This is a genomic window from Cryobacterium sp. TMT2-15-1, assembly GCF_004402345.1.
GTDB classification, from domain to species: domain Bacteria; phylum Actinomycetota; class Actinomycetes; order Actinomycetales; family Microbacteriaceae; genus Cryobacterium; species Cryobacterium sandaracinum.
Window position 1 is genome coordinate 104,458 of record NZ_SOGD01000059.1, and the last position, 25,155, is coordinate 129,612.

The 25,155-nt window shown below is 67.7% G+C and carries 23 protein-coding genes, 1 tRNA gene and 1 pseudogene; 19 read left to right on the plus strand and 6 right to left on the minus strand.

The features are described 5' to 3' along the window. Positions 1-103: 103 nt before the first annotated feature. A complete protein-coding gene (locus tag E3O62_RS15825; RefSeq protein WP_134399172.1) occupies positions 104-394 on the minus strand; it encodes a DUF4031 domain-containing protein in 291 nt (96 codons plus the stop codon). A 191-nt stretch (positions 395-585) separates the two neighbouring features. Here E3O62_RS15825 and rplU point away from each other — a divergent pair, with 191 nt between their 5' ends. The 11 genes from rplU (at position 586) to E3O62_RS15880 (ending at position 8,226) form a co-directional block, all read left to right on the plus strand. Beyond that, positions 586-894 (plus strand): 50S ribosomal protein L21, encoded by a 309-nt coding sequence (gene rplU, locus E3O62_RS15830; protein ID WP_104103412.1) that lies wholly within the window; start codon positions 586-588, stop codon positions 892-894. Between the two features lie 19 nt (positions 895-913). Beyond that, entirely contained in the window at positions 914-1,171 is a 258-nt protein-coding gene (gene rpmA, locus E3O62_RS15835; protein ID WP_104169636.1) for a 50S ribosomal protein L27, read from the plus strand. A gap of 135 nt (positions 1,172-1,306) precedes the next feature. Continuing rightward, positions 1,307-2,887, plus strand: a complete 1,581-nt coding sequence (gene obgE, locus E3O62_RS15840) for a GTPase ObgE (RefSeq protein ID WP_134393901.1) — start codon at positions 1,307-1,309, stop codon at positions 2,885-2,887. After that, the gene (proB, locus tag E3O62_RS15845) at positions 2,884-3,693 is read left to right on the plus strand and encodes a glutamate 5-kinase (protein ID WP_134399174.1); all 810 of its coding nucleotides are present in this window, start codon (positions 2,884-2,886) and stop codon (positions 3,691-3,693) included. The genes obgE and proB (E3O62_RS15845) overlap by 4 nt, the downstream gene beginning before the upstream one ends. Continuing rightward, positions 3,690-4,472 carry a glutamate 5-kinase gene (gene proB, locus E3O62_RS15850; RefSeq protein ID WP_104103424.1) on the plus strand — a complete coding sequence of 261 codons (783 nt, stop codon included), beginning with the start codon at positions 3,690-3,692 and terminating at the stop codon, positions 4,470-4,472. The genes proB (E3O62_RS15845) and proB (E3O62_RS15850) overlap by 4 nt, the downstream gene beginning before the upstream one ends. A gap of 9 nt (positions 4,473-4,481) precedes the next feature. Further along, positions 4,482-5,744 carry a glutamate-5-semialdehyde dehydrogenase gene (locus E3O62_RS15855; RefSeq protein WP_134399175.1) on the plus strand — a complete coding sequence of 421 codons (1,263 nt, stop codon included), beginning with the start codon at positions 4,482-4,484 and terminating at the stop codon, positions 5,742-5,744. 63 nt (positions 5,745-5,807) lie between these two features. After that, positions 5,808-6,008, plus strand: coding sequence for a hypothetical protein (locus E3O62_RS15860; RefSeq protein WP_104169633.1), 201 nt, complete (start codon positions 5,808-5,810; stop codon positions 6,006-6,008). 15 nt (positions 6,009-6,023) lie between these two features. Then, positions 6,024-6,626, plus strand: coding sequence for a nicotinate-nucleotide adenylyltransferase (nadD, locus tag E3O62_RS15865; protein WP_255573929.1), 603 nt, complete (start codon positions 6,024-6,026; stop codon positions 6,624-6,626). 47 nt (positions 6,627-6,673) lie between these two features. Next, positions 6,674-7,663, plus strand: coding sequence for a hypothetical protein (locus E3O62_RS15870; protein ID WP_134399179.1), 990 nt, complete (start codon positions 6,674-6,676; stop codon positions 7,661-7,663). A gap of 40 nt (positions 7,664-7,703) precedes the next feature. Beyond that, positions 7,704-8,081, plus strand: coding sequence for a ribosome silencing factor (rsfS, locus tag E3O62_RS15875; RefSeq protein ID WP_134393897.1), 378 nt, complete (start codon positions 7,704-7,706; stop codon positions 8,079-8,081). Positions 8,082-8,153: 72 nt separating this feature from the next. Continuing rightward, positions 8,154-8,226, plus strand: a tRNA-Ala gene (locus E3O62_RS15880). A gap of 101 nt (positions 8,227-8,327) precedes the next feature. On the opposite strand, the gene E3O62_RS15885 is transcribed toward E3O62_RS15880, so the two are convergent. After that, a complete protein-coding gene (locus E3O62_RS15885; RefSeq protein ID WP_134393896.1) occupies positions 8,328-8,546 on the minus strand; it encodes a DUF1653 domain-containing protein in 219 nt (72 codons plus the stop codon). A gap of 375 nt (positions 8,547-8,921) precedes the next feature. On the opposite strand from E3O62_RS15885, the gene E3O62_RS15890 reads away from it, so the two are divergent. Continuing rightward, positions 8,922-9,332, plus strand: a complete 411-nt coding sequence (locus tag E3O62_RS15890; RefSeq protein ID WP_241973549.1) for a YchJ family protein — start codon at positions 8,922-8,924, stop codon at positions 9,330-9,332. Positions 9,333-9,860: 528 nt separating this feature from the next. Here E3O62_RS15890 and E3O62_RS17625 read toward each other — a convergent pair. Together E3O62_RS17625 and E3O62_RS15905 are read right to left on the minus strand one after the other, a co-directional pair. Continuing rightward, positions 9,861-10,076 (minus strand): annotated as a pseudogene (locus tag E3O62_RS17625) (hypothetical protein); the annotation flags it as partial. A 31-nt stretch (positions 10,077-10,107) separates the two neighbouring features. Continuing rightward, on the minus strand, positions 10,108-10,488 hold the full coding sequence (locus tag E3O62_RS15905) for a hypothetical protein (RefSeq protein WP_134399181.1): 381 nt from the start codon (positions 10,486-10,488) through the stop codon (positions 10,108-10,110). 212 nt (positions 10,489-10,700) lie between these two features. On the opposite strand from E3O62_RS15905, the gene E3O62_RS15910 reads away from it, so the two are divergent. The 4 genes from E3O62_RS15910 (at position 10,701) to treZ (ending at position 18,444) form a co-directional block, all read left to right on the plus strand. After that, positions 10,701-11,762 carry an LLM class flavin-dependent oxidoreductase gene (locus tag E3O62_RS15910; protein ID WP_134393894.1) on the plus strand — a complete coding sequence of 354 codons (1,062 nt, stop codon included), beginning with the start codon at positions 10,701-10,703 and terminating at the stop codon, positions 11,760-11,762. 328 nt (positions 11,763-12,090) lie between these two features. Then, positions 12,091-14,295 carry a glycogen debranching protein GlgX gene (gene glgX / locus E3O62_RS15915; protein WP_134399183.1) on the plus strand — a complete coding sequence of 735 codons (2,205 nt, stop codon included), beginning with the start codon at positions 12,091-12,093 and terminating at the stop codon, positions 14,293-14,295. After that, the gene (gene treY, locus E3O62_RS15920; RefSeq protein WP_134399185.1) at positions 14,292-16,682 is read left to right on the plus strand and encodes a malto-oligosyltrehalose synthase; all 2,391 of its coding nucleotides are present in this window, start codon (positions 14,292-14,294) and stop codon (positions 16,680-16,682) included. The genes glgX and treY overlap by 4 nt, the downstream gene beginning before the upstream one ends. Beyond that, a complete protein-coding gene (gene treZ / locus E3O62_RS15925; protein ID WP_134399187.1) occupies positions 16,672-18,444 on the plus strand; it encodes a malto-oligosyltrehalose trehalohydrolase in 1,773 nt (590 codons plus the stop codon). Before treY ends, treZ begins: the two co-directional genes overlap by 11 nt. Positions 18,445-18,573: 129 nt before the next feature. Here treZ and E3O62_RS15930 read toward each other — a convergent pair whose 3' ends face one another. Then, positions 18,574-21,423, minus strand: coding sequence for an FAD-binding and (Fe-S)-binding domain-containing protein (locus tag E3O62_RS15930; protein ID WP_134399273.1), 2,850 nt, complete (start codon positions 21,421-21,423; stop codon positions 18,574-18,576). A 74-nt stretch (positions 21,424-21,497) separates the two neighbouring features. After that, positions 21,498-23,225, minus strand: coding sequence for an L-lactate permease (locus E3O62_RS15935; RefSeq protein ID WP_134393889.1), 1,728 nt, complete (start codon positions 23,223-23,225; stop codon positions 21,498-21,500). A gap of 103 nt (positions 23,226-23,328) precedes the next feature. Between E3O62_RS15935 and E3O62_RS15940 the strand changes: the two genes are divergently transcribed. The 3 genes from E3O62_RS15940 to E3O62_RS15950 are packed head-to-tail and all read left to right on the plus strand — an operon-like array spanning position 23,329 to position 25,139. After that, positions 23,329-24,051, plus strand: coding sequence for a GntR family transcriptional regulator (locus tag E3O62_RS15940; RefSeq protein ID WP_370448399.1), 723 nt, complete (start codon positions 23,329-23,331; stop codon positions 24,049-24,051). A 16-nt stretch (positions 24,052-24,067) separates the two neighbouring features. Next, positions 24,068-24,610, plus strand: a complete 543-nt coding sequence (locus tag E3O62_RS15945; RefSeq protein ID WP_134399189.1) for a hypothetical protein — start codon at positions 24,068-24,070, stop codon at positions 24,608-24,610. Positions 24,611-24,626: 16 nt separating this feature from the next. After that, a complete protein-coding gene (locus E3O62_RS15950) occupies positions 24,627-25,139 on the plus strand; it encodes a hypothetical protein (protein WP_134399191.1) in 513 nt (170 codons plus the stop codon). The last annotated feature ends 16 nt before the right edge of the window (positions 25,140-25,155 follow it).

The window sequence follows — 25,155 nt, forward strand, 5'->3', positions numbered from 1 at the left end:
CGAATCGAGTCGATCGGGCAACCGGCGGCGCACAGCCCGCGGGGCAGGGCGTCGCCGGTCGCCCGGTCTCGCTCAACCGGCAAGGCAGCGCTTCGAGGCCCGATCAGGACTCCGGGAGAAGGCCGCGGCGCGATCGGTCCCGGCCGCGCACACGCAGGCCGCTTGCGCGGAGCCGGAGAACCAGTTCCCGATTGTCCACCGGATGCGCCCCCGAGGCGACGAGGGCGTCATAGCGGTGGGCGGGAACGTCGTAGTGGTCCAGGTCGAAGCCGCGACGGGGGATTCCGTTGCGGGCCGCGAACGCGTGCAGTTCGGCCAGTGACGAATCGCTGACAAGATGGGACCAGACGGTGCCATGCGCGGGCCACATCGGCTTGTCGATCAAGACGGTCATCACCCGATTCTATGATCCGGCCTCGGTTTGACCGTTGCAGCAGGATCGGCTAACGTTGACTTTTGGTGTGCGACGGGCCTTTGCCCCCGCGATCACCGAGGTTTTCTGAGAGCGACGGGCCGACTTGGCGTGTTTAAAGCAGTAACTTTCCATCACGGGGCCTCACGGCTCCCCAGAGATAGGTACGTAACGTGGTTTACGCAGTTGTGCGCGCCGGTGGGCGGCAGGAAAAGGTAGAGGTCGGGACCATCGTCACGATGGACCGAATCAAAGCCAACAAGGACGGCAACGTCGAGCTGGCCGCAGTGCTTCTCGTCGACGGCGACACGATCACCTCTGACTCGCAGTCACTGGCCAAGATCACGGTCACGGCTGAGGTCTTGAACGATCTCCGCGGTCCGAAGATCGTCATCCAGAAGTTCAAGAACAAGACCGGGTACAAGAAGCGTCAGGGGCACCGTCAGGAGCTCACTCGCGTTCAGGTTACCGGCATCGCCTAGGCCCTGAGGAGCAGAACAGATGGCACATAAAAAAGGCGCGAGTTCCACTCGCAACGGTCGCGACTCCAACGCCCAGCGCCTCGGCGTGAAGCGCTTCGGCGGTCAGGTCGTCAGCGCGGGCGAGATCATCGTCCGTCAGCGCGGCACCCACTTCCACCCCGGCGTCAACGTCGGCCGTGGTGGCGACGACACGCTCTTCGCTCTTGAGCCCGGCTCGGTTGAGTTCGGCGCCAAGGGCGGTCGCAAGGTCGTCAACATCGTGGTGGCTGCCGCTTAAGCATTCCACATCGGTAAGCGTGAGGGCGGGCTTCGGCTCGCCCTTTGCGTGTTTTACGGCACCCGCACGACAAGATCCACAGCACCGACGATTTAGGCACCACTGAGCTTTTTGCCACCTGAAAGGGGCACCCCCATGGCCACGTTTGTTGACCACGTCACTCTCCACCTGCGAGCAGGCAACGGAGGGAACGGCTGTGTCTCCGTCAAGCGTGAGAAGTTCAAGCCGCTTGCCGGCCCCGACGGCGGCAACGGCGGAAGCGGTGGTGACATCGTTCTCGTCGCCGACCCGAACGTGACGACCCTCCTCGGCTACCACCGGTCCCCGCACCGCAGCTCCGCGAACGGCGGCCCCGGCATGGGTGACCACCGCGCCGGCTTCGGCAGCGAGCTGATGGAGCTGGCCGTACCGCTCGGCACCGTGGTCAAAGACGCCGAGGGCAACGAACTCGCCGACATGACCGAGCCGGGCTTCCGCATCGTCGTGGCGCCGGGCGGTCAGGGCGGGCTCGGCAACGCGGCACTGGCCTCGCTCAAACGCAAAGCCCCCGGCTTCGCCCTGCTTGGCACCTACGGCTGGGAAGGCGACATCCAGCTTGAGCTCAAGACCGTGGCGGATGTCGCGCTCGTCGGCTACCCCTCGGCCGGCAAGTCCAGCCTGATCGCGGCCATCTCGGCGGCCCGGCCCAAGATCGCGGATTACCCGTTCACGACCCTGCACCCCAACCTCGGCGTCGTGGATGCCGGCGAGGTACGCTACACCGTCGCCGACGTGCCCGGACTGATCGAGGGCGCCAGCGAGGGAAAGGGCCTCGGCCTCGAATTCCTTCGTCACGTGGAACGGTGTACGGCGTTGCTGCACATCCTCGACTGCGCCACGCTCGACCCTGACCGTGACCCGCAAAGCGACCTCGACGTCATCCTCGGCGAACTGGCCGCCTACCCGGTGCCCGACGGCCAGAAGCCGCTCCTCGAGCGCCCTCAGCTGATCGCCCTGAACAAGATCGACGTTCCCGAGGGCCGGGAGCTCGCGGAGTTCGTCAAGCCCGACCTCGAGGCGCGCGGTTACCGCGTGTTCGAGATCTCGACCGTCAGCCATGAGGGTCTCAAGCAGCTCAACTACGCGCTGGCCGAGACCGTCGAGGCCGGCCGGGTCGAGGCCGCCGCGGCGCAGGCCGTCAAGCCGCGCATCGTGATCCGCCCGAAGGCCGTCGACGACAGCGGCTTCGTCGTCAAGGTCGAGGGTGGGTCGTTCGGCAACATCTACCGCATCATCGGCACCAAGCCCGAGCGCTGGGTGCAGCAGACGGACTTCAAGAACGACGAGGCCGTCGGCTTTCTGGCCGACCGCCTGGCCAAGCTCGGCATCGAAAACGAACTGTTCAAGGCCGGCGCGATCGCCGGCTCGACGGTCATCATCGGGCCCGGCAACGGCGTGGTCTTCGACTGGGAGCCCACCCTCACCTCCACGGCCGAACTGATCACGGCCCCGCGTGGCACCGATACCCGCCTTGACGACTCCAAGCGACGCACCAGCAACGAGCGCCGTGAGGAGTACTTCGGCCGGATGGACGCCAAGGCAGCCGCACGCGCCGAACTGATCCGAGAGCGCGAAGCCGGCATGTGGTCGACCGGCGAGGAAGAATACAACGGCGACACTCTCACGGGCGACGGTTCAGTCCCGGTGTCGCCCCGTAAGGAGAGCGGGGCCGAATGAGTTACCGCGCCCGCGCCCAGGTAGCCTCCGCCCGGCGCATCGTCGTGAAGGTCGGCTCCTCGTCGATCAGCGGAGACAACTCCGAGCAGATCGCACCTCTGATCGAGGTCCTGTCCCAGGCCCACAATCGCGGCGTGGAGGTCGTCCTGGTGTCAAGCGGCGCCGTCGCCAGCGGCATGGACTACCTCAACCTCGACGAGCGGCCGGCCGACCTGGCCACCCAGCAGGCCGCGGCATCCGTGGGCCAGAACGTGCTCACGGCCCGTTATCAGGAGACTCTGGACCGCTATGGCATTGCCGCGGGGCAGGTGCTGCTGACAGAGGGTGACCTGCTCAACGAGCCGCACCGCAGTAACACCCGCCGCGCGGTGAACCGACTGCTGGACCTGCGCATCATGCCCGTCGTGAACGAGAACGACACGGTCGCGACCTACGGGCTGCGATTCGGAGACAACGACCGGCTCGCCGCCATGCTCTCGGTGCTCATCCGTGCCGACCTACTGCTCTTGCTCAGTGACGTCGACGCGCTCTACACCAAGCCCCCGCACCTGCCCGGGGCGGAGCCGATCGACTTCATCGGGTTCGACCAGGAACTGGACGGCATGGAGTTCGGGGCGAACAAGGGTACCGGCACCGTGGGCACCGGCGGGGCGAACACCAAGGTGAAGGCGGCCCGCCTGGCCGCCTCCGCCGGAACGGCCGTTCTCGTCACCGAGACGAGCCTGGCCGCAGAGGCCCTCCGCGGCGGCTCCTGTGGCACCTGGTTCGAGCCGATGCCCACCGCGCCCGGCCGAGCGCTTCTGTGAGCGCACTCGGCCGACACGAGGTCGCGTCGGCCGCGCGCATCGTTGTGAAGGTCGGCTCCTCCTCGATCAGCGGCGCGAACATCGCACAGATCATCCCGCTCGTCGATGCCCTTGCCGAAGCGCACGGGCGCGGAGTGGAGATCGTCCTCGTCTCCTCCGGGGCCATCGCCACCGGCATGCCCTACCTGCAACTCGACGAGCGCCCCACCGACCTGGCCACCCAGCAGGCCGCGGCATCCGTGGGCCAGAATCTGCTCATCTTCCGCTACCAGGACAGCCTCGACCGGTACGACATCGTCGCCGGCCAGGTGCTGCTCACTGCCGGCGACCTGGAAAACCCCTCGCATCGAGGCAACGCCCACCGGGCGATGGATCGCCTGCTCGGTCTGCGCATCCTGCCGATCGTCAACGAGAACGACACGGTCGCAACCCACGAGATCCGTTTCGGTGACAACGACCGGTTGGCCGCCCTGGTCGCCACGCTCATCCACGCCGACCTGCTGGTCCTGCTCAGCGACGTCGACGCCCTCTACACGCGTGCGCCGCACCTGCCGGGCGCGGAACGCATCGATCACGTCCCCTGCGGCGATCCCATGCTCGGTGTCGAGCTCAGCGGCAGCCGCTCCGGGGTGGGCACCGGGGGTGCCGACACCAAGGTGTCGGCCGCGCGGATCGCGGCGGAGGCCGGCACTGCCGTGCTGCTCACATCGACTGGTCTGGTGGCCGAGGCACTCCGCGGCGACCCGGTCGGAACCTGGTTCGAACCCGCTCTGGCCTAAACTACCGGGATGCTGCAGACCGACTCACCTCAGATCACCCCGATCCTCGAAGCCGCCCGCACCGCCGCCCGAACTCTGGCCACGACGCCGACCGGGCTGAAGAACCAGGCGTTGCACGGGATCGCCGCCGCCCTGCGGGGGAGCGCGGCGGAAATTCTGGCCGCCAACACCCTGGATCTGGCCGCCGGCACGCACAATGGCCTCTCCGAGGGCATGCTCGACCGCCTCAGCCTCGACGAGGCGCGCATTAACGCCCTCGCCGACGCCGTGCTCGAGATCAGCCTGCTCACCGATCCCGTCGGGGAAGTTGTGCGCGGCTCCAGCCTGCCCAACGGCGTGCGAATCAGCCAGGTGCGTGTGCCCTTCGGTGTCGTCGGCGTCATCTACGAGGCCCGCCCGAACGTCACTGTGGACATAGCCGCCATCGCTTTGAAGAGCGGCAACGCCGTCGTCCTGCGGGGCGGATCGGCCGCCGAGAACACCAACCGGGTGCTCGTCGCCCTGCTGCAGGACGCGATCAGGCAGGTCGGCCTGCCCGAGGCGTGCGTGCAGACCATCGACCCGTTCGGCCGTGCCGGTGCCACCGAGCTGATGCAGGCCCGCGGCCTTGTGGACGTGCTGATCCCGCGGGGGAGCGCCGGCCTGATCCGGGCCGTCGTCACCCAGTCGACCGTGCCCGTGATCGAGACCGGGGCCGGCGTCGTGCACATCTTCATCGACGAGTCGGCGAATCCGGAGTGGGCGGTCGACATCGTGCACAACTCGAAGGTGCACCGGCCCAGTGTCTGCAACGCCCTCGAGACCCTGCTCGTGCACGAGGCCGCGGCCGCGCGGCTCCTGCCGGCCGTTCTGGCGAAGCTGACGGAGTCCGGCGTTACCCTGCACGGCGACGACCGCGTGCGCGAGATCTTCCCCGCGGCCGTGCCGGCCACGCAGGAGGACTGGTCCACCGAGTACATGGGCCTCGAACTGGCCGTGGCAGTCGTCGACTCCCTCGACGACGCCATTGCGCACATCCGTCGCTACTCGACCGGTCACACGGAGTCGATCATCACAAACGACATTGTGAACGCCGACCGGTTCCTCGGAGAAGTGGATTCCGCGGCGGTCATGGTCAATGCCTCGACCCGGTTCACCGATGGCGGCGAGTTCGGTTTCGGAGCCGAGGTGGGCATTTCCACCCAGAAACTGCACGCTCGCGGGCCGATGGGTCTGCCCGAGCTCACCAGCACCAAGTGGATAGTGCGTGGCTCCGGCCAGGTGCGCGCATAGCCCCGCTAGACTGTTGGCGGTGGCGCATCACTGTGCCTTGTGTGTCCCTGAATGGAGAAACCCATGTCGTTCCTGACCGTTGTGCTGGCTGAGGCCGGTCTCGTCGATTTGCCGATGCCGATCTTCCTCTACGGAGTGATCGCCCTCGTGGTCTTCGCCGCGCTCGGCTTCGTCGTCTGGTCCTACCGGGATGTCGCCAACCGCCACCAGGCCAAGGCGAAGGCCTACGCCGACGCCCACGGCGGCGCGCGCAGCGACCACTAACCGGAAGCGCCACCCATCGATAATCCCGGGGCCCGCCCACCGCGCATCGGCGTGATGGGCGGCACGTTCGACCCCATCCACCACGGGCACCTTGTGGCCGCCAGCGAGGTGGCTCAGAGCTTCGACCTTGATACGGTCATTTTCGTTCCCACCGGTCAGCCGTGGCAGAAGGCAGATGTGACCGAGAGCGAGCACCGGTATCTCATGACGGTCATCGCCACCGCCTCCAATCCCCGGTTCACGGTCAGCCGGGTCGACATCGACCGGACCGGGCCCACCTACACGATCGACACCCTGCGGGATCTGCACGCCGAACGCCCGGACGCGGAGCTCTTCTTCATTACGGGTGCCGACGCGATGGGGCAGATCCTGGGCTGGAAAGATGTTCAGGAGCTCTGGGACCTGGCCCATTTCGTGGCTGTGAGTCGTCCGGGACACGAGCTCAGTATTTCGGGATTGCCCCACCAGGACGTAAGCTTGTTGGAGGTTCCGGCTCTGGCCATCTCGTCCACGGACTGCCGGGAACGTGTGAATCGGGGATTCCCGGTCTGGTATCTGGTCCCCGATGGGGTCGTCCAGTACATCTCAAAGCATCATCTGTATCGGAGTGTGGCATGACGTTGGGTAATGACCCACAGCCACTGACGCGGCGACAAGCTCGCGAGTTGGCTAGTCGGAACGAGCAGGTCGTCGCCGGCGAATCCGACGTTCCTGCGCCTCCGGCGCCGCTCGAACCAGCTCCGGCGGATCAGGCGCCGGTTCCGGTGACGGATGCCCATTCCGCACGGCAGCACGCCGCCCAGCAGTATCCCGCCGCACCGTCCGCGTTCGCGCCCCGCGCCGTCGACAGCATGAGCAGCGTTGTCCACGCGCAGGACCACAGCACCCTGACCCGTCGTGAGCTGCGCGCGCTTCAGACCGCACAGACCGGCGATTCCGGCGAATTCCTGCTGAAGCACAACTCCCACACCGAGTCGGCGCTCCCGGCTGCCCCGATCGCACCCGCATCTGTGCCCGAGACGGCTGCGCACCCCTTCGCCATCGACGCGCTGCACGTTCCGGTGGCCCCCGCCAAGGTGGCGCCGCCCGTCGAGTTCCTGATCGAGGCCTCCCCGCGCACGAAGGTCAAGTCCCGACCCGGAGTGCTCCACCCGCCGGTCGGACACTGGTCGCTGGCCCGCGACGAGGTCGACGACCACGTTCCCGGCGTGACACAGCTCGAACCGTTCGACCAGATCGTGGCTCGCGGCATCAGCGCCGGCGGCATTCCGACCACGACCAACGCCCTGATCCTGCCGTCCATCCCGCACCACGGATCTTCGTCGGGCCCGCTGATGAGCACCGGTGAGATTATGGTCACCGGGTCCATCGACCTGCCCCGCAGCCTCGGTTCCACCGGAGCCCTGCCGAACGTCTTCGACTCGTCGGACATGGATCAGATGCTCGACCAGCTCGACGAGGGTGGACACCATAGTGACGTCGCCCCGGTCAGTGCGAGCCGCGCCGTCAGCACGCACGCTTCGACCCGGGGAGTCATGGCTCCACCGAAAAAGCGCGGGTTGACCGTCCCGGCCGTCCTAACCGTCACCGCAGGCGTCCTCGCCTTCGGCGTGCTGGCCCTGATCGTGGCCGGCTACGTTCTCAAGATTTTCTAATGCCATCCATTTCGCTTTCACTAACTCAGGGATTCATTCGATGACCGCTTCTGCCCATGCTCTCGAGCTCCTCCAGGTGGCCGCCGCCGCCGCAGACTCGAAAGCGGGGGAGGACCTCGTCGCAATCGACGTATCCAATCCCCTGCCTCTCACCGACATCTTCCTGATCGTCACGGGCCGCTCCGAGCGCAACGTGGTGGCCATCGCCGGTGAGATCGAAGACAAGATGACCGAGGCCGGCCACAAACCGCTGCGTCGCGAAGGTCGTGCCGAGGGGCGCTGGGTCCTTGTTGACTTCGGCGATCTCGTCGTGCACATTTTCCACGAGGAAGAGCGCGTGTACTACTCGCTCGAACGTCTGTGGAAAGACTGCCCCGTCATTCCCATCGAACTGCCTGCCCACAAGGCCGCCGAGTAGCGGTGGTCAGTAGCTAGCTAATCATGTAGTAGCCTAGAGAAGTTGTTTCGGGGAAGTCGCGAAACACATTCTGGGTCCGTGGCGCAGCTGGTAGCGCACCTGCATGGCATGCAGGGGGTCAGGGGTTCGAATCCCCTCGGATCCACCGAATAGCACAACGCAGCGAAAACCTGAAACAGGCCTCGACTTCGGTCGAGGCCTGTTCTGGTTATGTGGGGCAGAAAAGCTCATTGGCGGGGCTTAGGATCACGCGCCGTCGATCAGGGCGAAGCGGGGCATCTCTGCGCCGTCGATGCGGACGGTTCCGGTGAACATGGCCAGGGGGCGCACCCACAGCCCGCGTTCTCCGTACAGGGCGGTGTAGACCACCAGCTGTTCCTCGGTCTCCGAGTGCCGGGCCACGCCGAGAACCTCGTAGAGGTGGCCCTTGTAGTGCTTGTATCTGCCGATCGCAATGTCATTCATGATGGGCTGACTCTAGGCTCCTTCGCCCGGCATTCCCAAACAGTCATTTCCTCAGTCGAGCCTGACAGACGGGTACCGGGCCGTACTCTGGTGCCCGGCGCCACGCACCTGTTCGAGGAGCCGGAACCCTGGCGGCGGCCGCCGATCTGGCCGGACCGGCTCGCCGACCACTTCGCCCCGACCGTCCCGCCACCGGTTGCCCGCACCGCGAGTATCGCTGCGAGTCCGGTCGACACTCGAGCGACGGGAGCCACAGAACGAACCCGGCACCGGGGGAGGTGACTGCGACGCTGCGGTCAAACAGGCGGCAGTACGCAAATACGAGACCGAGCCGACCGGGTTCCGGCGCCCCGGACGCTGCGCGATACTGGAGGGGTGCCAGAGACTTCGATCCACGCGGAGAGCCCGCAGCGCCCTCGACCGTGCCCCTGCCTGAGCGGCAACCCCTATTCCGCGTGCTGCGGCCGGTTCCACCGCGGGGACGCGTTCGCGCCCACCGCGGAGGCGCTGATGCGGTCCCGGTACGCGGCCTTCGCGGTGGGGGAGCCGGACTACCTGCTCACGACGTGGCATCCGCTCACCCGCCCGGAGGTGCTGGAACTCGACGCCGACGTGCGTTGGCTCCGCCTCGAGATCGAACGGACAAAGCAGGGCGGCCCGTTCGACACCGAAGGGGTGGTGGAGTTCACCGCGCACAGCCGGTCCGGCGGCGTCTCCTCGCAGCAGCACGAGATCAGCCGGTTCGTGCGCCTGAACCGCCGGTGGGTCTACCAGGACGCCGTCTAGCCCAGCTGCTCCAGGGGGCTTCCAGCCGCGCCGGGCCAGCAGCCCGTCGCAGGCAGACAGTGCGACAAGTCACGCAATCTGCAGATCGTTCGCGTTCGCTCTTCTGGCCGATGCTGATCGAGCTAACCGGGCGGAAGTGGCCCATCACGATGGTCCGCACCGCACAGACGCCGCCGGTGAACGTGCTCTGCAGCTCGTCCTGGCGGATGAGGGCCACGAACGGGTCGTCGGTGAAGCCCACCGGCAGCTGGGACGAGTGGATGTAGTACGGGTTCGTTTCGCTTCGGTTCGGGCCTGCAGGATGTCCGGGAAGCGCTTCGATCCTCCATTGCGAACCGGTAGGTGGTGCCCTCCGCCGGGGTGGTCTCCCGCTTGTCCATGCGTCCAATGGTCTCCTGGAATGAAGTACTGGACATAAGGTGTGTCGCACGTCGCGGTCACCCGCTCGCGCAGGTCCTCAGGGCAGACCCAGTCGAACGTGAGGTTGGTGAACGGTGCCCTGTAGGTGTCGACGGAGCTGAAATCCTGCGCTTCGGCCCACTCGTTCTGCATGGTGCCGAGGCGATCGACGATCTGCGCGCTGGCTGAGGAAAAATGCCTCGGGGAGTGGACTCGACCCTGTCGAGGACGCCAATCAGTCCCTCGTCGGGGAACAGCCGGTGCGCTTGTCGGCCCAAAATTTCGGGTTTGTCCATTCGACCTCACACCCTGTGCGTCGACGTCACCATTCCTAGGGGTCCACATTCCGATAACGACGAGATGTGGTGGTGATTGGCTAAGCGAACGGTAGGAACAGGGCCGCCACGAGGGCGATGTAGACGACCACGAAGACTGCGGGGGTCAGGAAGCGCACGACGTTGATCCACGGCGCGGAGGCGATGACGCCGCGCCCGAGGGCGCTGCTCGCGGGCAGCGCGCGCAGGTCGGCCACGATGGCGAGCCCTTCGTTCGCGGATGCGATTTGAGCGAGCGCGCCGAGAATTCCCGAGGCCAGCAGGATGCCCGCGGCCGCGATGCGCACGCTCAGCTCGGCCTCCGCCAGGCCGAGGGACAGGAAGGCCACGAGCGCCGTGAGGAGGAAGGTCGGAGCGAGCTGGGACACGATGATGTGCCAGCGGGCCCGGGTCCAGAGCGAGATGAGTTCGTGTTCGGTCATGGAAATTCTCCTGTCGCCGGGGCGACCGGATGGTGGCACCTGACCCCATTCTGCCCCCTCGGTCAGGCTCGCCGGCGGCCTCCATCCCTGGCGGGGCGCCTTGAACCTCAGGTCGGGCTCGGAATATTCCCGGGACGGCCGCGGTTTGAACTTTGAATGCATTTGCATACAGTTTGTCGAATGTACCGACCACGGCGAGGAGCACGCACCAGATGAAAAAGAAGTTCGAACTCGGGCTGGATACCTTCGGTGACGTTACCTTTGACGCCTTCGGGGCCCGGTTGTCCCAGGCGGCGACGCTGCGCAACGTGGTGGCCGAGGGTGTGCTGGCCGATCAGGTCGGCCTGGATTTTTTCGGGATCGGTGAGCACCACCGGGAGGATTTCGCCGTTTCCGCCCCCGAGGTTGTTCTGGCCGCGATCGCCGGGCAGACCACCGGCATCCGTCTCGGGTCGGCGGTCACCGTTCTCAGCTCCGACGACCCGGTGCGCGTCTTCCAGCGCTTCTCCACCCTCGACGCGGTCTCCAGCGGGCGTGCCGAGGTCATCCTGGGTCGCGGCTCCTTCACCGAGTCGTTCCCGCTTTTCGGCCTGGAGCTGGAGCAATATGAGCTTCTATTCGAGGAAAAGCTCAACCTCTTCACCGAGCTGCTCACGGAGGAGCCCATCACCTGGTCGGGCGAGACCCGTGCCGGCCTGCGTAACCAGCGGGTGTTCCCGCCTACCGAATCCGGATCCCTCACCACCTGGATCGGCGTGGGCGGCAGCCCCCAGTCAGTCGTGCGCGCCGCGCACTACGGCCTGCCGCTGATGCTGGCCATCATCGGCGGCTCACCGCTAGCCTTCGTGCCACTGGTCCAGCTCTACCACCGTGCGCTGGCCCAGTTCGAGAAGCCGACCCGCCCGATCGGCGAGCACTCCCCGGGATATGTGGCCGGAACGGATGTCCAGGCCCGGGAGGAAATGTGGCCGCACTATGCCGCCATGCAGGACCGGATCGGACGCGAGCGCGGTTGGGGTCCGGTCACCCGGGAGCGCTTCGAACACGACGCAGGCCCGGACGGCGCCCTGTTCGTGGGCTCACCCGAGACCGTGGCCAGGAAGATCGCCGCCACGGCGGTGGGGCTGGGGCTCGCCCGCTTCGACCTCAAATACAGCCTCGGCACGCTCTCCCACGAGAAACTGATGACCAGCATCGAGCTTTACGGCACCGAGGTGGCACCGCTCGTGCGGGAGCTGGTGGCTGCCGACCGCGCCGACGACGTGAGCGGGTGATCGCGGAACGCCAGAGTACGAGGCTCGTCACAGTGCGCGGAACGAATTCGACGGAGATTCTGCCCGCTCCGGCTTGCAGTACCCCGTCGACCCGCCTTTTTTTCCAACAATCTCCGGCGAATCGGTTCGACACCGGGCACGGTGCTCCGCCGGCCGGTGCGCCGAGGATGATGACACGACCGCATTCACAGCGGCGTGATACCCAGATCGGTCACCCGCGAAAACGGATCGGGCGTGGACGGGGCCCGGCAGACTGTAGCGTACTTGTGGGCATACCGGCGCGGTCGGTGTGTCGACAGCACGAGACCCGTAGCACGAGGAGCACCCTTTGGAAACCTGGCCCGGTACTGCGTACCCGCTCGGCGCAACATATGACGGCAGCGGCACGAACTTTGCCCTGTTCAGCGAAGCCGCCCACCGCGTTGAGCTCTGCCTTTTCGACGAACAGGGCGTGGAGACCCGCATCGACGTGGTCGAATCCAGCGCGTTCATCTGGCACTGCTACCTGCCCCTCATCCAACCGGGGCAGCGCTACGGCTACCGCGTGCACGGCGACTATAACCCCGCCGCGGGCAGCAGGGCGAACCCCAACAAGCTCCTGCTCGATCCCTATGCCAAGGCCACCTGCGGCACGATCGACTGGGACCAGTCCCTGTTCTCCTACAACTTCGGTGACCCGGATTCGCGTAACGACGAGGACTCAGCCCCGCACATGATGCTCGGCGTCGTCGTCAACCCGTTCTTCGACTGGGTGGGAGACCGGCCCCTGCGCACGCCCTACAGCGCCTCCCTGATCTACGAGGCCCACGTGAAGGGCCTCACCAAGCTGCAGGATGCGGTACCGGAAGGACAGCGCGGCACGTACGCCGGCGTGGCGCATCCGTCGGTCATCGACCACCTGCAGAAACTCGGTGTGACCGCGATCGAGCTGATGCCGGTGCACCAGTTCGTCAACGACGGCACCCTCGAGGAGAAGGGCCTGAACAACTACTGGGGTTACAACACCATCGGGTTCTTCGCCCCGCACAACGCGTATTCCTCCACCGGTGACCTCGGCAACCAGGTGCAGGAATTCAAGGGCATGGTTCGTTCTCTGCACGACGCCGGTATCGAGGTCATCCTCGACGTGGTCTACAACCACACCGCGGAGGGCAACCACCTCGGCCCGACGATCTCGTTCAAGGGCATCGACAATGAGGCGTACTACCGACTCATGGACGACGACAAGCGGTACTACATGGACTACACGGGCACCGGCAACACCCTGAACGTGCGTCACCCGCACTCGCTGCAGCTGATCATGGACTCGCTGCGCTACTGGGTTCTCGAGATGCACGTCGACGGCTTCCGGTTCGACCTGGCCTCGGCTCTGGCCCGGGACCTCTACGACGTAGACAAGCTCTCCACCTTTTTCGAGCTCGTGCAGCAGGACCCGGTGGTGTCCCAGGTCAAGCTCATCGCCGAGCCGTGGGACGTCGGCCCCGGTGGGTACCAGGTCGGCAACTTCCCGGCCCAGTGGACGGAATGGAACGGAAAGTACCGCGACACCGTGCGTGACTTCTGGCGCGGCGAACCGTCGACGCTGGGCGAGTTCGCGTCGCGCATCACCGGTTCCGCCGACCTCTACGAGCACTCGGGCCGCCGCCCCGTCGCCTCGATCAACTTTGTCACCGCGCACGACGGGTTTAGCCTCTCCGACCTGGTCTCTTACAACGAGAAACACAACGACGCCAACGGCGAGAACGGCCAGGACGGCGAATCGCACAACCGGTCCTGGAACTCCGGGGTCGAGGGGCCGACGGATGACCCGGAGATCCTGGCATTGCGGGCCCGGCAGCAACGCAACTACATTGCCACCCTGCTCCTGTCGCAGGGTGTGCCGATGATCCTGCACGGCGATGAGCTCGGCCGAACGCAGAACGGCAACAACAACACCTACGCTCAGGACAATGAACTGAGCTGGATCCACTGGTCGGAGGCTGACCAGCCGCTGATCGAGTTCACGGCCGCCGTTTCCCGGCTGCGCCGCGAACACCCGACGTTCCGCCGCAGCAGCTTCTTCAACGGCCACCCCGGTCACCGCGCCGCGGGCGACCCGATGAGCGACCTCGTCTGGCTGACCCCCGACGGGCAGGAAATGCAGCCCCAAGACTGGGACGAGCACCTCACCCGCACGGTCGCCATGTTCCTCAGCGGCGACGGCATCCGGGAGCGCGACGTCCGTGGTCGGGTGGTGACCGACGTGAATTTCCTGGTCTGCTTCAACGCAGACGCCGAGGATGTCGAGTTCACCCTGCCCTCGGCCGAGTACGCCCCGGCGTGGGAGATTGTCGTCGACACGGCGGGCGAAGGCGCCGACGCGGTCCCGCGGCCCGCCGGGTCCCTGCACACGGTGACGTCGCGTTCCCTCGTCGTGCTGCGGGCGTATCACGCTCCGGAAACCACGCCGGACCACTCCGTCGCGGCCTCCCTGGCCGGGCTGATGACGGGGACGATCCCCGTGATCGACCCGGCGCACCTGGTCCAGCCGTGAAAATTCCGCTCACCACCTACCGTCTGCAGATCACGGCCGCGTTCGACCTGGCGGCCGCGGAAGGGGTGCTCGACTACCTGACCGAGTTGGGAGCGGACTGGCTCTACCTGTCCCCGCTGCTCGCTGCGGAGGAGGGCTCCGACCACGGCTACGACGTCGTCGACCACTCCCGCATCGACCCGGTGCGGGGCGGAGCCGAGGCGCTCACCCGCTTGGCGGCGGCCGCGACGGATGCCGGGCGCGGCATCCTGGTGGACATCGTGCCCAACCACATGGGCGTCGCGACCCCGCACCGCAACCTCTGGTGGTGGAACCTGCTCCAGCACGGCCCCGCGTCGCGCTACGCGGAGGCCTTCGACGTGGACTGGGCCGCGAACGGCGACCGGATCCTGCTGCCCGTGCTCGGCGACGACGCGCACGGAGTGAGCGAACTCGAACGCCTCCAGGTGGTCGGCGACGAGCTGCACTACTACGACCACCGGTTCCCCCTCGCCCCGGGCAGCGCCGACGGCGGCGCGGACGGCCGCGTCGTGCACGCACGGCAGCACTACGAACTCGTCAACTGGCGCCTTGCGGACGCGCAACTGAACTACCGCCGGTTCTTTTCCGTGAACACCCTGGCCGGCCTCCGGGTCGAGGTTCCGTGGGTCTTCGACGAATCCCACCGGGAGATCGTGCGCTGGGTGCAGGACGGCCTCGTGCAGGGGCTGCGGGTCGATCACCCCGACGGCCTCGCCGACCCGGCCGGCTACCTCGATCGGTTGCGGGATGCCACCGACGGAGCCTACGTTCTCGTCGAGAAAATCCTCGAGGGTGACGAACAGCTGCCCACCAGCTGGGCCACCGCCGGCACGACCGGGTACGACGCCCTCGCCGACTTCGACCGGCTGCTCGTCGACCCGGCCGGGCAGGGCGTGCTCGACGCACTCGAGGCCCGGCTGCAGGCCGAGGCCGCGGCGCCGACCGGTGACGCGCCGCCGGCGGACTGGGCCGACCTGGTGCACGCGCGGAAGCGCGTCATCGCGGACCGCACCCTCCAGGCCGAGGTCGTGCGCCTGGCCCGACTTGTCCCCGGCGGCGACGCCACCACCGAACTGACCACGGTCGACGCCCTGGCCGAACTCCTGGCCTGCTTCCCGGTCTACCGCTCCTACCTGCCGGTGGGCGTCGACGAGCTGCGCCACGCTGGCGTCGAGGCGGCTCGACACCGGCCCGACCTCGGCCACGCGATCGAGGCTCTGCTTCCGTTGCTCGGCGACCCCGGGCATCCGCTGGCCGTGCGTTTCCAACAGACCTCGGGCATGGTGATGGCCAAGGGTGTCGAGGACACCGCGTACTACCGCTTCAGTCGGCTCACCTCCCTGAACGAGGTCGGCGCCGACCCGGGGGAGTTCGCGGTCGACATGGCCGAATTCCACCGTCGCCAGCAGACCCGTCAGGCCACCTTCCCGGCCTCGATGACGACCCTTTCCACCCACGACACCAAGCGCAGTGAGGATGTGCGCGCCCGGATCTCGGTGCTGGCCGAGATCCCGGCCGAATGGGAGAGCACCCTGCGCACCCTGCGCGCGACCGCGCCCCTCGGCGACGCCCCGTTCGAGAACCTGCTCTGGCAGGCCATCGTCGGATCGTGGCCGGCCACACCGGAACGCCTCATCGCCTACGCGGAGAAGGCGGCTCGGGAGGCCGGCACGTCGACCACCTGGACCAGCCAGAACGCGGAGTTCGAGACGGCGATGCGCGGCCTCGTGAACGCCGCCTTCAACGACCCGGTGGTCACGCAGACGCTCACCGCGTTCGTCGACCGGGTACGCCAGGCGGGCTGGAGCAACGCGCTCTCGAACAAGCTCGTGCAGCTGACGGCCCCTGGGGTGCCCGACGTCTACCAGGGCAGCGAGCTCTGGGACACCTCCCTCGTCGACCCCGACAACCGCCGCCCGGTCGACTACGACCTGAGGCGCGGCTACCTGGCCCGGGTGCAGGACGGCTGGCTGCCGCCCGTCGATGAGACCGGCGCCGCGAAACTTCTGGTCACCACGCGCGCCCTCCGGCTGCGCCGCGACGAACCCCAACGTTTCTACCGGCACAGTCCGGTCCCCGCGTTCGGCGCCGCCGCCGACCACGTGATCGCGTTCGACCGCGGCGGCGCGGTCACCATCGCCACCCGGCTGCCGCTCGGGCTCGCGGCCGCCGGCGGCTGGGGAGACACGATCGTGGTCCTGGCCGGCGGGCCGGTCGTCGACCTGCTGACCGGGGAGCGCCACCCCGGCGGATCCGTCCACGTGGCCGCCCTGCTGGGGCGCTACCCGGTGGCCCTGCTGGTGCCGGCCGACGATGCCGACCTGACCCGCACGACCGACCTGGAAGGTTCCGACCATGCCCGCTGAATTCGAAGTCTGGGCTCCCAACGCCTCGGCCGTGGCGGTCGAACTCGCCGACCAGACCGTGCCGATGACCCCGCGGGGCGACGGATGGTGGCACGCACCCCGATCGGTGACCGAGCCCGCCGAGGGCCGTGCCGATGAGCCCGTCGACTACGGCTTTTTGATCGACGGCCAGGGGCCCTTCCCCGACCCCTGCTCCCGGCACCAGCCGAACGGCGTGCACGCGAAGAGCCGCACGTTCGATCCCGGCGCGCACGTCTGGCAGGACAGCGCCTGGACCGGCCGCCAGCTGGCCGGCAGCACGATCTATGAGCTGCACCTCGGCACCTTCACCACGGAGGGCACCCTTGACGCCGCGGCGGGCCGGCTGGCCCACCTGGCCTCGATCGGCGTCGACTTCGTGGAGCTGCTCCCGGTCAACGCCTTCAACGGCACCCACAACTGGGGCTACGACGGGGTGCTCTGGTACGCCGTGCATGAGGGGTACGGCGGACCGGCCGCCTACCAGAGGTTCGTGGACGCCTGTCACCAGGCCGGAATCGGTGTCATCCAGGACGTGGTCTACAACCACCTCGGCCCGAGCGGCAACTACCTGCCACAGTTCGGTCCGTACCTGAACGAGAGGGGCGACACGGGCTGGGGCTCCTCCCTCAACCTCGACGGGGCCGACTCCGACCCGGTGCGCCGCTACATCATCGACAACGCCCTGATGTGGCTGGGCGACTACCACGTCGACGGGCTCAGGCTGGATGCGGTGCACGCCCTGCGGGACGACCACGCCCTGCACCTGCTCGAGGAACTTGCCGTCGACGTCGATGTGTTGAGCGCCACCTGCGGGCGCCCGCTCACCCTGATCGCCGAGTCGGACCTCAACGACCCGCGCCTGATCACGCCGCGGGACGCCGGCGGCTACGGGCTCACCGGCCAATGGAGCGACGACTTCCACCACGCCGTGCACGTGGCGGTCACCGGCGAGACCACGGGCTACTACGCCGACTTCGAGCCGCTCAGCGCCCTCGCGAAAGTGCTCACCCGCGGGTTCTTCCACGACGGCACCTTCTCCAGTTTCCGCGGGCGCACCCATGGCCGCCCGATCGACACCGCACGGATGCCGGCCTGGCGCCTCGTCGTCAACAACCAGAACCACGACCAGATCGGCAACCGGGCCACGGGCGACCGCCTCAGTGCGACCCTCGACGCCGGGCAGCTGGCGATCGCCGCCACGCTGACCCTGCTCGGCCCGTTCACGCCCATGCTGTTCATGGGCGAGGAATGGGGGGCGAGCACACCCTGGCAGTTCTTTACGTCGCATCCGGAACCCGAACTCGGCGAGGCCGTCCGCACGGGCCGGATCGGCGAGTTCGCGCGCATGGGCTGGGACCCGGCCGTGGTGCCCGACCCGCAGGACCCGGCCACGTTCGAGCGGTCGGTACTGGACTGGGATGAGGTGTCCCAGCCGGCCCACGCGCGCCTGCTTGATTTCTACCGGGCTCTGGGCTGGCTGCGGCGGTCCCGTCCGGACATCACGGACCCGCGCTTCGGCCGGGTCGCGGTCGACGTCGACGAGAACGAGCGGTGGCTGCGGCTCTGCCGCGGCGACACCGAAATCCTGGTCAACCTGGGCACGGAGGCGCGTGACGTGCCGACGGATGCCCCGGCGCTCCTGGCATCCTTCGCCGCCGTCGGCGACGCGGTCCTCTCCCGTACCCCGACCACAGTCCTACTCGCGCCGCACTCCGTCGCGGTGCTCGGCACCCCGGAGTAGTCCGAGCCCCCAGCCCCCCCCCGGCTCGTACCTCGCTTCGAAACCCAGGCTCGTGGCGCACCCTATGGAAGCAGGCACACGTTCTACCGTGCGCCTGCTTCCGCACCGTGCGCCACAGCGGGCGCGGGCCTACACGGCGCCGGTTTCCGCCAGACGAGGCTCGGCGGCGTCCGGACCGTCGGCGTCGGGCCGGGTCACCTCTTCCAGCAGCTCGAGCACGTGGCGATATTCCTTGCCGGTGGCCCGGGTCAGCCCGAGCTCACAGGTGCGGTTGCACGACACGAACGCCGTGGCGTCCATCGTCGCGACATCGGCCGCCTGCGCCCGGGTGGCGGACTCTGTCAGCTCGGGATGCAGCATGCCACGGTCCCCGGCGAACCCACAGCAGCCCCAGTTCTCCGGAACCTGCACCGTCTCGGCCACCCCACCCGCGAGGGTCTGCAGATTGTCGTTGATGCCCATCCGGGTGGAGGAACACGTAGGGTGCAGCGCGAGCGATTCGATTTTCCGATACTCGGGCAGTGACGGCAGGATGCGTTCGGCCGTGAACTGCACGGCGTCGACCACCCGCAGGGGCGGCTCGTTCAGGTCACCCTCGATCGTCTGCCGCAGCCCCTCGGTGCAGGAGGAGGCATCGCAGATGATGGCCAGCTCGCCGTTCCGGGTCGCCGTGCGCAGCGCCGCGAGGGTTTTGGCCCGCATGGCCTCTTCGCCGGCCTTCAGCCCCTTCGACGACCACGGCGTGCCGCAGCAGAGCCCGTCGATGCCGTCGGGAACCACCAAGGTGATGCCGGCGCGGTCGCAGAGCTGCTCGAAGCTGACCTGCACCCCCGGAGTGCCGGCGGTGGCCGGACCGAACATGGTCTGCACGCAGGCCGGAAAGTAAACGGCCTCCGGGGCCAGGGTCGGAGCCGGGCGGGAGCGGCTGCCGCCACCACCGGGCAGCTCGTTCGAGTAGAGCGGCAGCGTGTCGGTGCCGAGCACGGCTCGGCCGAGCTTGTTGGGTACCATCAGCACCGGGGCCGGGATCTTGCGCACCACGGTGAGGGCCAGCCCGGCGCCGCGGGTGACCGCACCCCAGTTCTTGGCCGCGGTGTTCCAGACGCCGTTGATCAGCGGCCCGGTCTCGCCGCGCCGGATCTGCTTCATCATGGTGCCGGTGTTGATGTTGACCGGGCAGGCGGTCTGGCACATGCCGTCGACCGCGCAGGTCTCCACGCCGTCATAGACGAAGTCCTTCTCCAACTCGGCGGCCAGAGCCAGGTCGCCGCCCCGGCGGGCCTGTTCGATGGCGCGCAGGGTGACGATGCGCTGGCGGGGGGTCAGGGTCAGGTCCCGGCTGGGGCAGACGGGTTCGCAGTAACCGCAGGAGACGCAGCTGTCGACCACCTCGGCGACGGGCGGCACCAGCTTGATGTCACGCAGGTGCACCTCAGGGTCGTCATTCATCAGCACTCCGGGGTTGAGCATCCCGGCGGGGTCGAACAAAGTCTTGATCTTCCGCATGACGTCGTAGAGCTCGTCGCCGTACTGGCGCCGCACATAGGGAGCCATCACCCGGCCGGTTCCGTGTTCGGCCTTGAGCGAGCCGCCCTCGCCGAGCACCAGGTCCACCATGTCCTCGGTGAAGGCGCTGTAGCGTTCCAGCTCGGTCGTGCCGGTGAACCCGTCGGTGAGCATGAAGTGGATGTTGCCGTCTTTGGCATGGCCGAAGATCACACTATTGCGATAGCTGTACTTGTCGAACAACCGGATCAGCTCCACGCAGGTGCGACCCAGAGCGGCCACCGGCACGACAACGTCCTCGAGCAGCGCCGTGGTGCCCTGCGGACGGGCGCCGGCGACGGATGCGTAGAGCCCCTTCCGCAGGTGCCACAGCTGAGCGCGGGTCGCGGAATCCGCACTGAACTCGACCGGGGCGCTGAGCCCGAGCCCCGGCATAATGCCCATGCCCGCGTGCTGCAGCTCCGCCAGCCGTTCCGGGTTGTCCGTCTGGTACTCCATCAGGAGGGCGGCGTGGTCCCGCACCACGAGGTCGCGCACGACCGGCGGAACATCGTCCAGGCCCTGACCGACCTTGAGCGACAGGGCGTCCATCAGCTCGAGGGTGGCCGCACCGGTTCCCACCAAGGCGGGCAGGGCCGCGTTGGCGGTTTCCAGGTCGGGGAAGACCAGCAGGCCGGTGACGGTATGAGTCGGCCGCGGGACGGTACGGAAGACCGCCTCCGCGACGAACCCGAGGGTGCCCTCGCTGCCCACGATCAGGTGAGCCAGGATGTCCACGGGCCGGTCGAAGTCCAGCAGGGAGTTCAGGCCGTAGCCCATGGTGTTCTTCATCGAGAACTGGTGCCGGATGGTCGCCACGGAGGAAGGGTTCCCCTGCACCCGCTTCGCCAGCCGCAGCAGACCCTCGTGTAGCTCGGGTTCGAGGGTGCGGAGGCGCGCGTCGGCATCCGTCGCCCCGGTGTCGACGACGGTGCCGCTGGGCAGCACCACCGTGACCGATTCCAGGGTCTGGTAGGCGTTGTCGACGGTGCCGCACGCCATTCCGGAGGAGTTGTTGGCCACGACTCCGCCGATGGTGCAGGCGGATTCGCTCGCCGGGTCCGGGCCGAATTTGCGGCCGTACTTCGCCAGGCGGGCGTTCAGGGCACGCACGGTGACGCCGGGCTGGACCCGCACCCGGGCGCCGTTGTCCTGCACCTCGATCTGCTTGAAGTTGCGGCGCACATCCACGAGCACGCCGTCGGTGAGTGCCTGGCCGCTCAGGCTGGTGCCGCCGGAGCGGAGCGTGAGCGGCACACCCTGCGCCCGGCTGGCGCGCAGCAGCTTGCCGACCTCGCCGGCGTTGGCGGCCACGACGACGGCCTGCGGTACCAGTAGAAAATGCGAGGCGTCGTGGGCGTTGGCGTGCAGGTCGATCGCCCGGGTCTTGACCTGGGCCGGGTCTGACACCGCGGCGCGGAGGGCACCCAGCATCCCGGCGGATGCAGGCGCAGCTGCGGGACCGGAGAACGCCTGGGCGGGGGTGACCGCCGTGCCGCGGCGGGCCATTACGGCACCATCCAGCCGAGGACCGGAGTGGACTGCAGCACGATCAAAACCGTGATCAGCACGAGCAGCCCCAGGCTCCAGCCGACCAACTTGCGGAAGAGCAGGGCCTCCGCTCCCACCAATCCGACGGCGGCGGCGGCCACGGCCAGGTTCTGCAGCGAGAGCATCTTGCCCAGCACACCGGCCGATGAGTTGGCGGCGGCCATCAGCACCGGCGAGAGGCCGGTCGAATTGGCGGCGGTGACCTGCAGCTGCCCGAAGAGCGCGTTGGACGAGGTGTCGGAGCCGGTCAAGGCCACACCGATCCAGCCGATCAGAGGAGAGATCACGGCGAAGAACGCGCCGGCGGTGGCGAGGTAGGCACCGAGGGAGGCGGTCTGGCCGGACAGGTTCATCACGAACGAGAGTGCCAGCACGGCGGTGACGGTGACGATGGTCCAGCGCAGTTGCACGAGGGTGTCCCCGTAGATTTTGAGGCCCTGGCGGAACGAGATCTTGTAGAGCGCCATGGTGATCAGACCGGAGAAGAGCAGCAGGGTGCCGGTGGCTTTGAGGTGGTCGAGCTTGAAGGTCGTGGCCGGAACCGGGTCGCCGGCCGCGTCGGTCACGTCGAGTCCGGGCCAGGCGAAGGTGACGCTGCCCACGGTACCGAGCCAGGCCTTGACGGCCGGGATCTGCGCGATCGAGAAAATGCCCATGATGATCAGGTACGGGGCGATGGCCTTCCACACCTGACGGGGTTCCGGGCGGGTGGTGTCGGTCAGGTCGGGGCTGTCGGCGGAGCGTCGCGCCGACTTGAGGGCGGTGGTGGGCGTGCTGCGCATGGCGGATGCGGGTACTGCCGAACCCACGGCCGTGCTCACCAGGTTCTCGGCACCGGCCAGGTCGACGTCGTCATTGAGACCCATGGCCTCGGACGGCTGCCAGAAACGCAGCATGACCAGAACGGCGGCAACGGTGGCGACGGCGGCCACGACATCCGTCAGTTCGACGGCGAAGAAGTTGGCGGTGACGAACTGCGACAGCGCGAAGACGAGACCGGCGACCACGGCCACTGGCCAGGTCTGCTTCACGCCGCGCTTGCCGTCGACGATAAAGACGAGGATCAGCGGCACGATCACGGCGATGAACGGCGTCTGGCGGCCGGCCATCGAGGCGAGGTCCTGGATCGGCAGGCCGGTGACGCCGTTGAGGGCGATGATCGGGGCGGCCATGGCGCCGAATGCCACCGGGGCCGTGTTGGCCAGCAGTGACACCATGGCGGATTTGAGCGGCTTCATACCCGCGGCCATCAGCATGGCGGCGGAGATGGCGACCGGGGCGCCGAATCCGGCGAGCGACTCGAGCAGGGCACCGAAGCAGAATGCGATCAGGATGGCCAGGATGCGAAGGTCGTTGGAGATGGAACGGATGGTGCGGCCCAGCACCTCGAACCAGGGGGTGGCTACGGTGAGCTTGTAGATCCACAGCGCGTTGACCAGGATCCAGAGGATCGGGAAGAGGCCGTAGAAGACGCCCGCCGCCGTGGCGCTCAGCGCCTGGCCGACGGGCATCTGCCAGCCGATGACGGCGAGCACGACCGAGAGGAGCAGGCTGGCCAGAGCCGCCTGATGCGCCTTAACCCGGAACACGCCGAGAAGGACGAACAGGAGAATCAGCGGCAATGCGGCGCAGATGGCCGACAGGACGAGGGATCCGAGAATCGGATCGAGTATCTGTTGAAAGATTGGGTCTCCACACTGAGGTCGTGGTCACGCCGTCGTGACACTTCAATGATTGTCTAGCAAGTATGCAAGTAAGTCAATGTAAACTGTCTTTTTGTCTGTCAAGATGAGATCACACCTTAGAAAGGCAGGCCCCGTGACAGCGCGCGTAACGGCAACGTCGATTGTGGATGCCATCGCGAACGACCTGCGAACCCGAATCCTTGAAGGCGAATTGACTTCCGCCGCGGCCCTGACCGAGACCGATATGGCCGCGAGCTACGACGTCGCCCGCCCCACGGCAAAGGCGGCGATCGAGAAACTCGTCGCTGAGGGACTGCTGGTGCGCGGGGCGCACAAGAGCGCCCGCGTCGCCGAGCTCGGACCGGACTCCGTGCGCGACATCTACCAGGCCCGCGCCTACCTCGAAAGCGAGGTGCTGCGCCGCCTGGCCCTCACCCGCACCGTCCCCGAAGGGGCCGTGCAGGCCAACCTCGACATCGCGGCCGTGGCTGGCGGCTCCGCCCTCGACGTCGTGGAACCCGATATGCGTTTCCACACCAGTCTGATCGACGCCGTCGGCAACGAGCGGATCAGCAGGATGTACCGTTCTCTGGTCAGCGAGGTACGCCTGTGCATGGTGCGGGTGCAGTCGCTGAACCTGCTCGACACCGCGTTGATCCAGGCCGAACACCAGCGCCTGCTCGAGCTGATCGGGGAGGGCGACGGCCCCGCGGCCGCCGAGTTGCTCGACGAACACCTCGCCCGTGCCCGTGAACGCCTCGCGGCGGCAATCGGCGGCGAAGCCGGCCCGGAGGCACACCTCCCGTCATCCCTGCACCGGGGCTGAGTCCCCGGGAGACGCCATGGGCTATTTTCTCGCACCATCCACCCGGGTTGCCCTGTCGCACCTGGTAACCCTCGACACGGCCCCGGGGTCGGCGCCGCTCGAGCGGTTGGGGGCCATCCGTTCCCTGCTTTTCGAGCTCGACGCCGACCCGGCCACTTTGGTCGGTGTGCGCGACGCCCTCAGCGGGGGAGCGGGCTGGGACGAGATCGCCGACGCCGCCGGTTTGAAACCGGCTGCGGCGAAGTGGCGCTGGAGTGGCACCGATGCGGAGATCGCCGCCCGGCAGGCGGCCGGACGCAAGCGGTCCGCACGCCCCAGCGCCGTGCCCATCGATCTGCCCGGGCTGTCCGTGTCCGAGGCAGCTGCGCAGCTGGGGGTCACCGCGCAGGCGATCTACCTGAAGCTGAGCCGTGGCAAGCTGGCCGGCCGAACGGTCGAACTCCCCGACGGGCGCAGCTACAAACGGGTCTTCCTCAACGAAGACCCGGATGCCCGCCTTGACCGCGCCGAATCGGCAGCAGACAATGACCCCACCGCCTATTCCCCCGATGCACTCTGACGACGGAGCCCTCACCATGACTGATTTCTCCTCGACCAGCACGCCCACCCGGTCGATGCCCCTGTCCGATCAGACCGAGACGCTCGAGCCTCTGGAAGAGCCTCAGGCGCCCGAGGCCCAGCCCGCGCCCAGGCGCGTCGGGCACCTCACGATCACGTCCGGCCAGCGCACCGCGCTGGTCGTCCTGGTCGGAATCATAGCCCTCGCCGTGGCCTTCATCGTGATGCTTTTGGTGGGGGTGTCGAGCGAGAGCATCAACGCCCTGGCCGTATTCGCCACGCCCATCGCCTCGATGGTGGCCGCCTATTACGGCATCACCCTGAGCATCCAGCAGGTGCGCAGCGAACGCGCCGAGAAGGAGAAGGCTATCGCCCGAGCGGATGCCGCCACCGCCGCCAGCCGCGAGACCGAGGTCTGGGCCGCCCAGCTGGAATCCGGCCTGCGCGTCGCGATGGCCCAGCTCGCCGCCGCGCGTATCGGCACCGAGGCGGTCGAGAAGGCTGCCGGCACCCCCGACGGCTTCTTCTGACCGGGGTTCGATCACT

Coding starts and splice junctions, on each gene's coding strand:
- E3O62_RS15825 (WP_134399172.1), bottom strand. CDS start 394: ATGACCGTCTTGATCGACAAGCCGATGTGGCCCGCGCATGGCACCGTC.
- E3O62_RS15885 (WP_134393896.1), bottom strand. CDS start 8,546: ATGAATGACATTGCGATCGGCAGATACAAGCACTACAAGGGCCACCTC.
- E3O62_RS15950 (WP_134399191.1), top strand. CDS start 24,627: ATGACTGATTTCTCCTCGACCAGCACGCCCACCCGGTCGATGCCCCTG.
- E3O62_RS15940 (WP_370448399.1), top strand. CDS start 23,329: ATGAGATCACACCTTAGAAAGGCAGGCCCCGTGACAGCGCGCGTAACG.
- obgE (WP_134393901.1), top strand. CDS start 1,307: ATGGCCACGTTTGTTGACCACGTCACTCTCCACCTGCGAGCAGGCAAC.
- E3O62_RS15905 (WP_134399181.1), bottom strand. CDS start 10,488: ATGACCGAACACGAACTCATCTCGCTCTGGACCCGGGCCCGCTGGCAC.
- rpmA (WP_104169636.1), top strand. CDS start 914: ATGGCACATAAAAAAGGCGCGAGTTCCACTCGCAACGGTCGCGACTCC.
- E3O62_RS15930 (WP_134399273.1), bottom strand. CDS start 21,423: ATGCTGGGTGCCCTCCGCGCCGCGGTGTCAGACCCGGCCCAGGTCAAG.
- E3O62_RS15945 (WP_134399189.1), top strand. CDS start 24,068: ATGGGCTATTTTCTCGCACCATCCACCCGGGTTGCCCTGTCGCACCTG.
- E3O62_RS15860 (WP_104169633.1), top strand. CDS start 5,808: ATGTCGTTCCTGACCGTTGTGCTGGCTGAGGCCGGTCTCGTCGATTTG.
- proB (WP_134399174.1), top strand. CDS start 2,884: ATGAGTTACCGCGCCCGCGCCCAGGTAGCCTCCGCCCGGCGCATCGTC.
- rsfS (WP_134393897.1), top strand. CDS start 7,704: ATGACCGCTTCTGCCCATGCTCTCGAGCTCCTCCAGGTGGCCGCCGCC.
- treZ (WP_134399187.1), top strand. CDS start 16,672: ATGCCCGCTGAATTCGAAGTCTGGGCTCCCAACGCCTCGGCCGTGGCG.
- E3O62_RS15910 (WP_134393894.1), top strand. CDS start 10,701: ATGAAAAAGAAGTTCGAACTCGGGCTGGATACCTTCGGTGACGTTACC.
- E3O62_RS15855 (WP_134399175.1), top strand. CDS start 4,482: ATGCTGCAGACCGACTCACCTCAGATCACCCCGATCCTCGAAGCCGCC.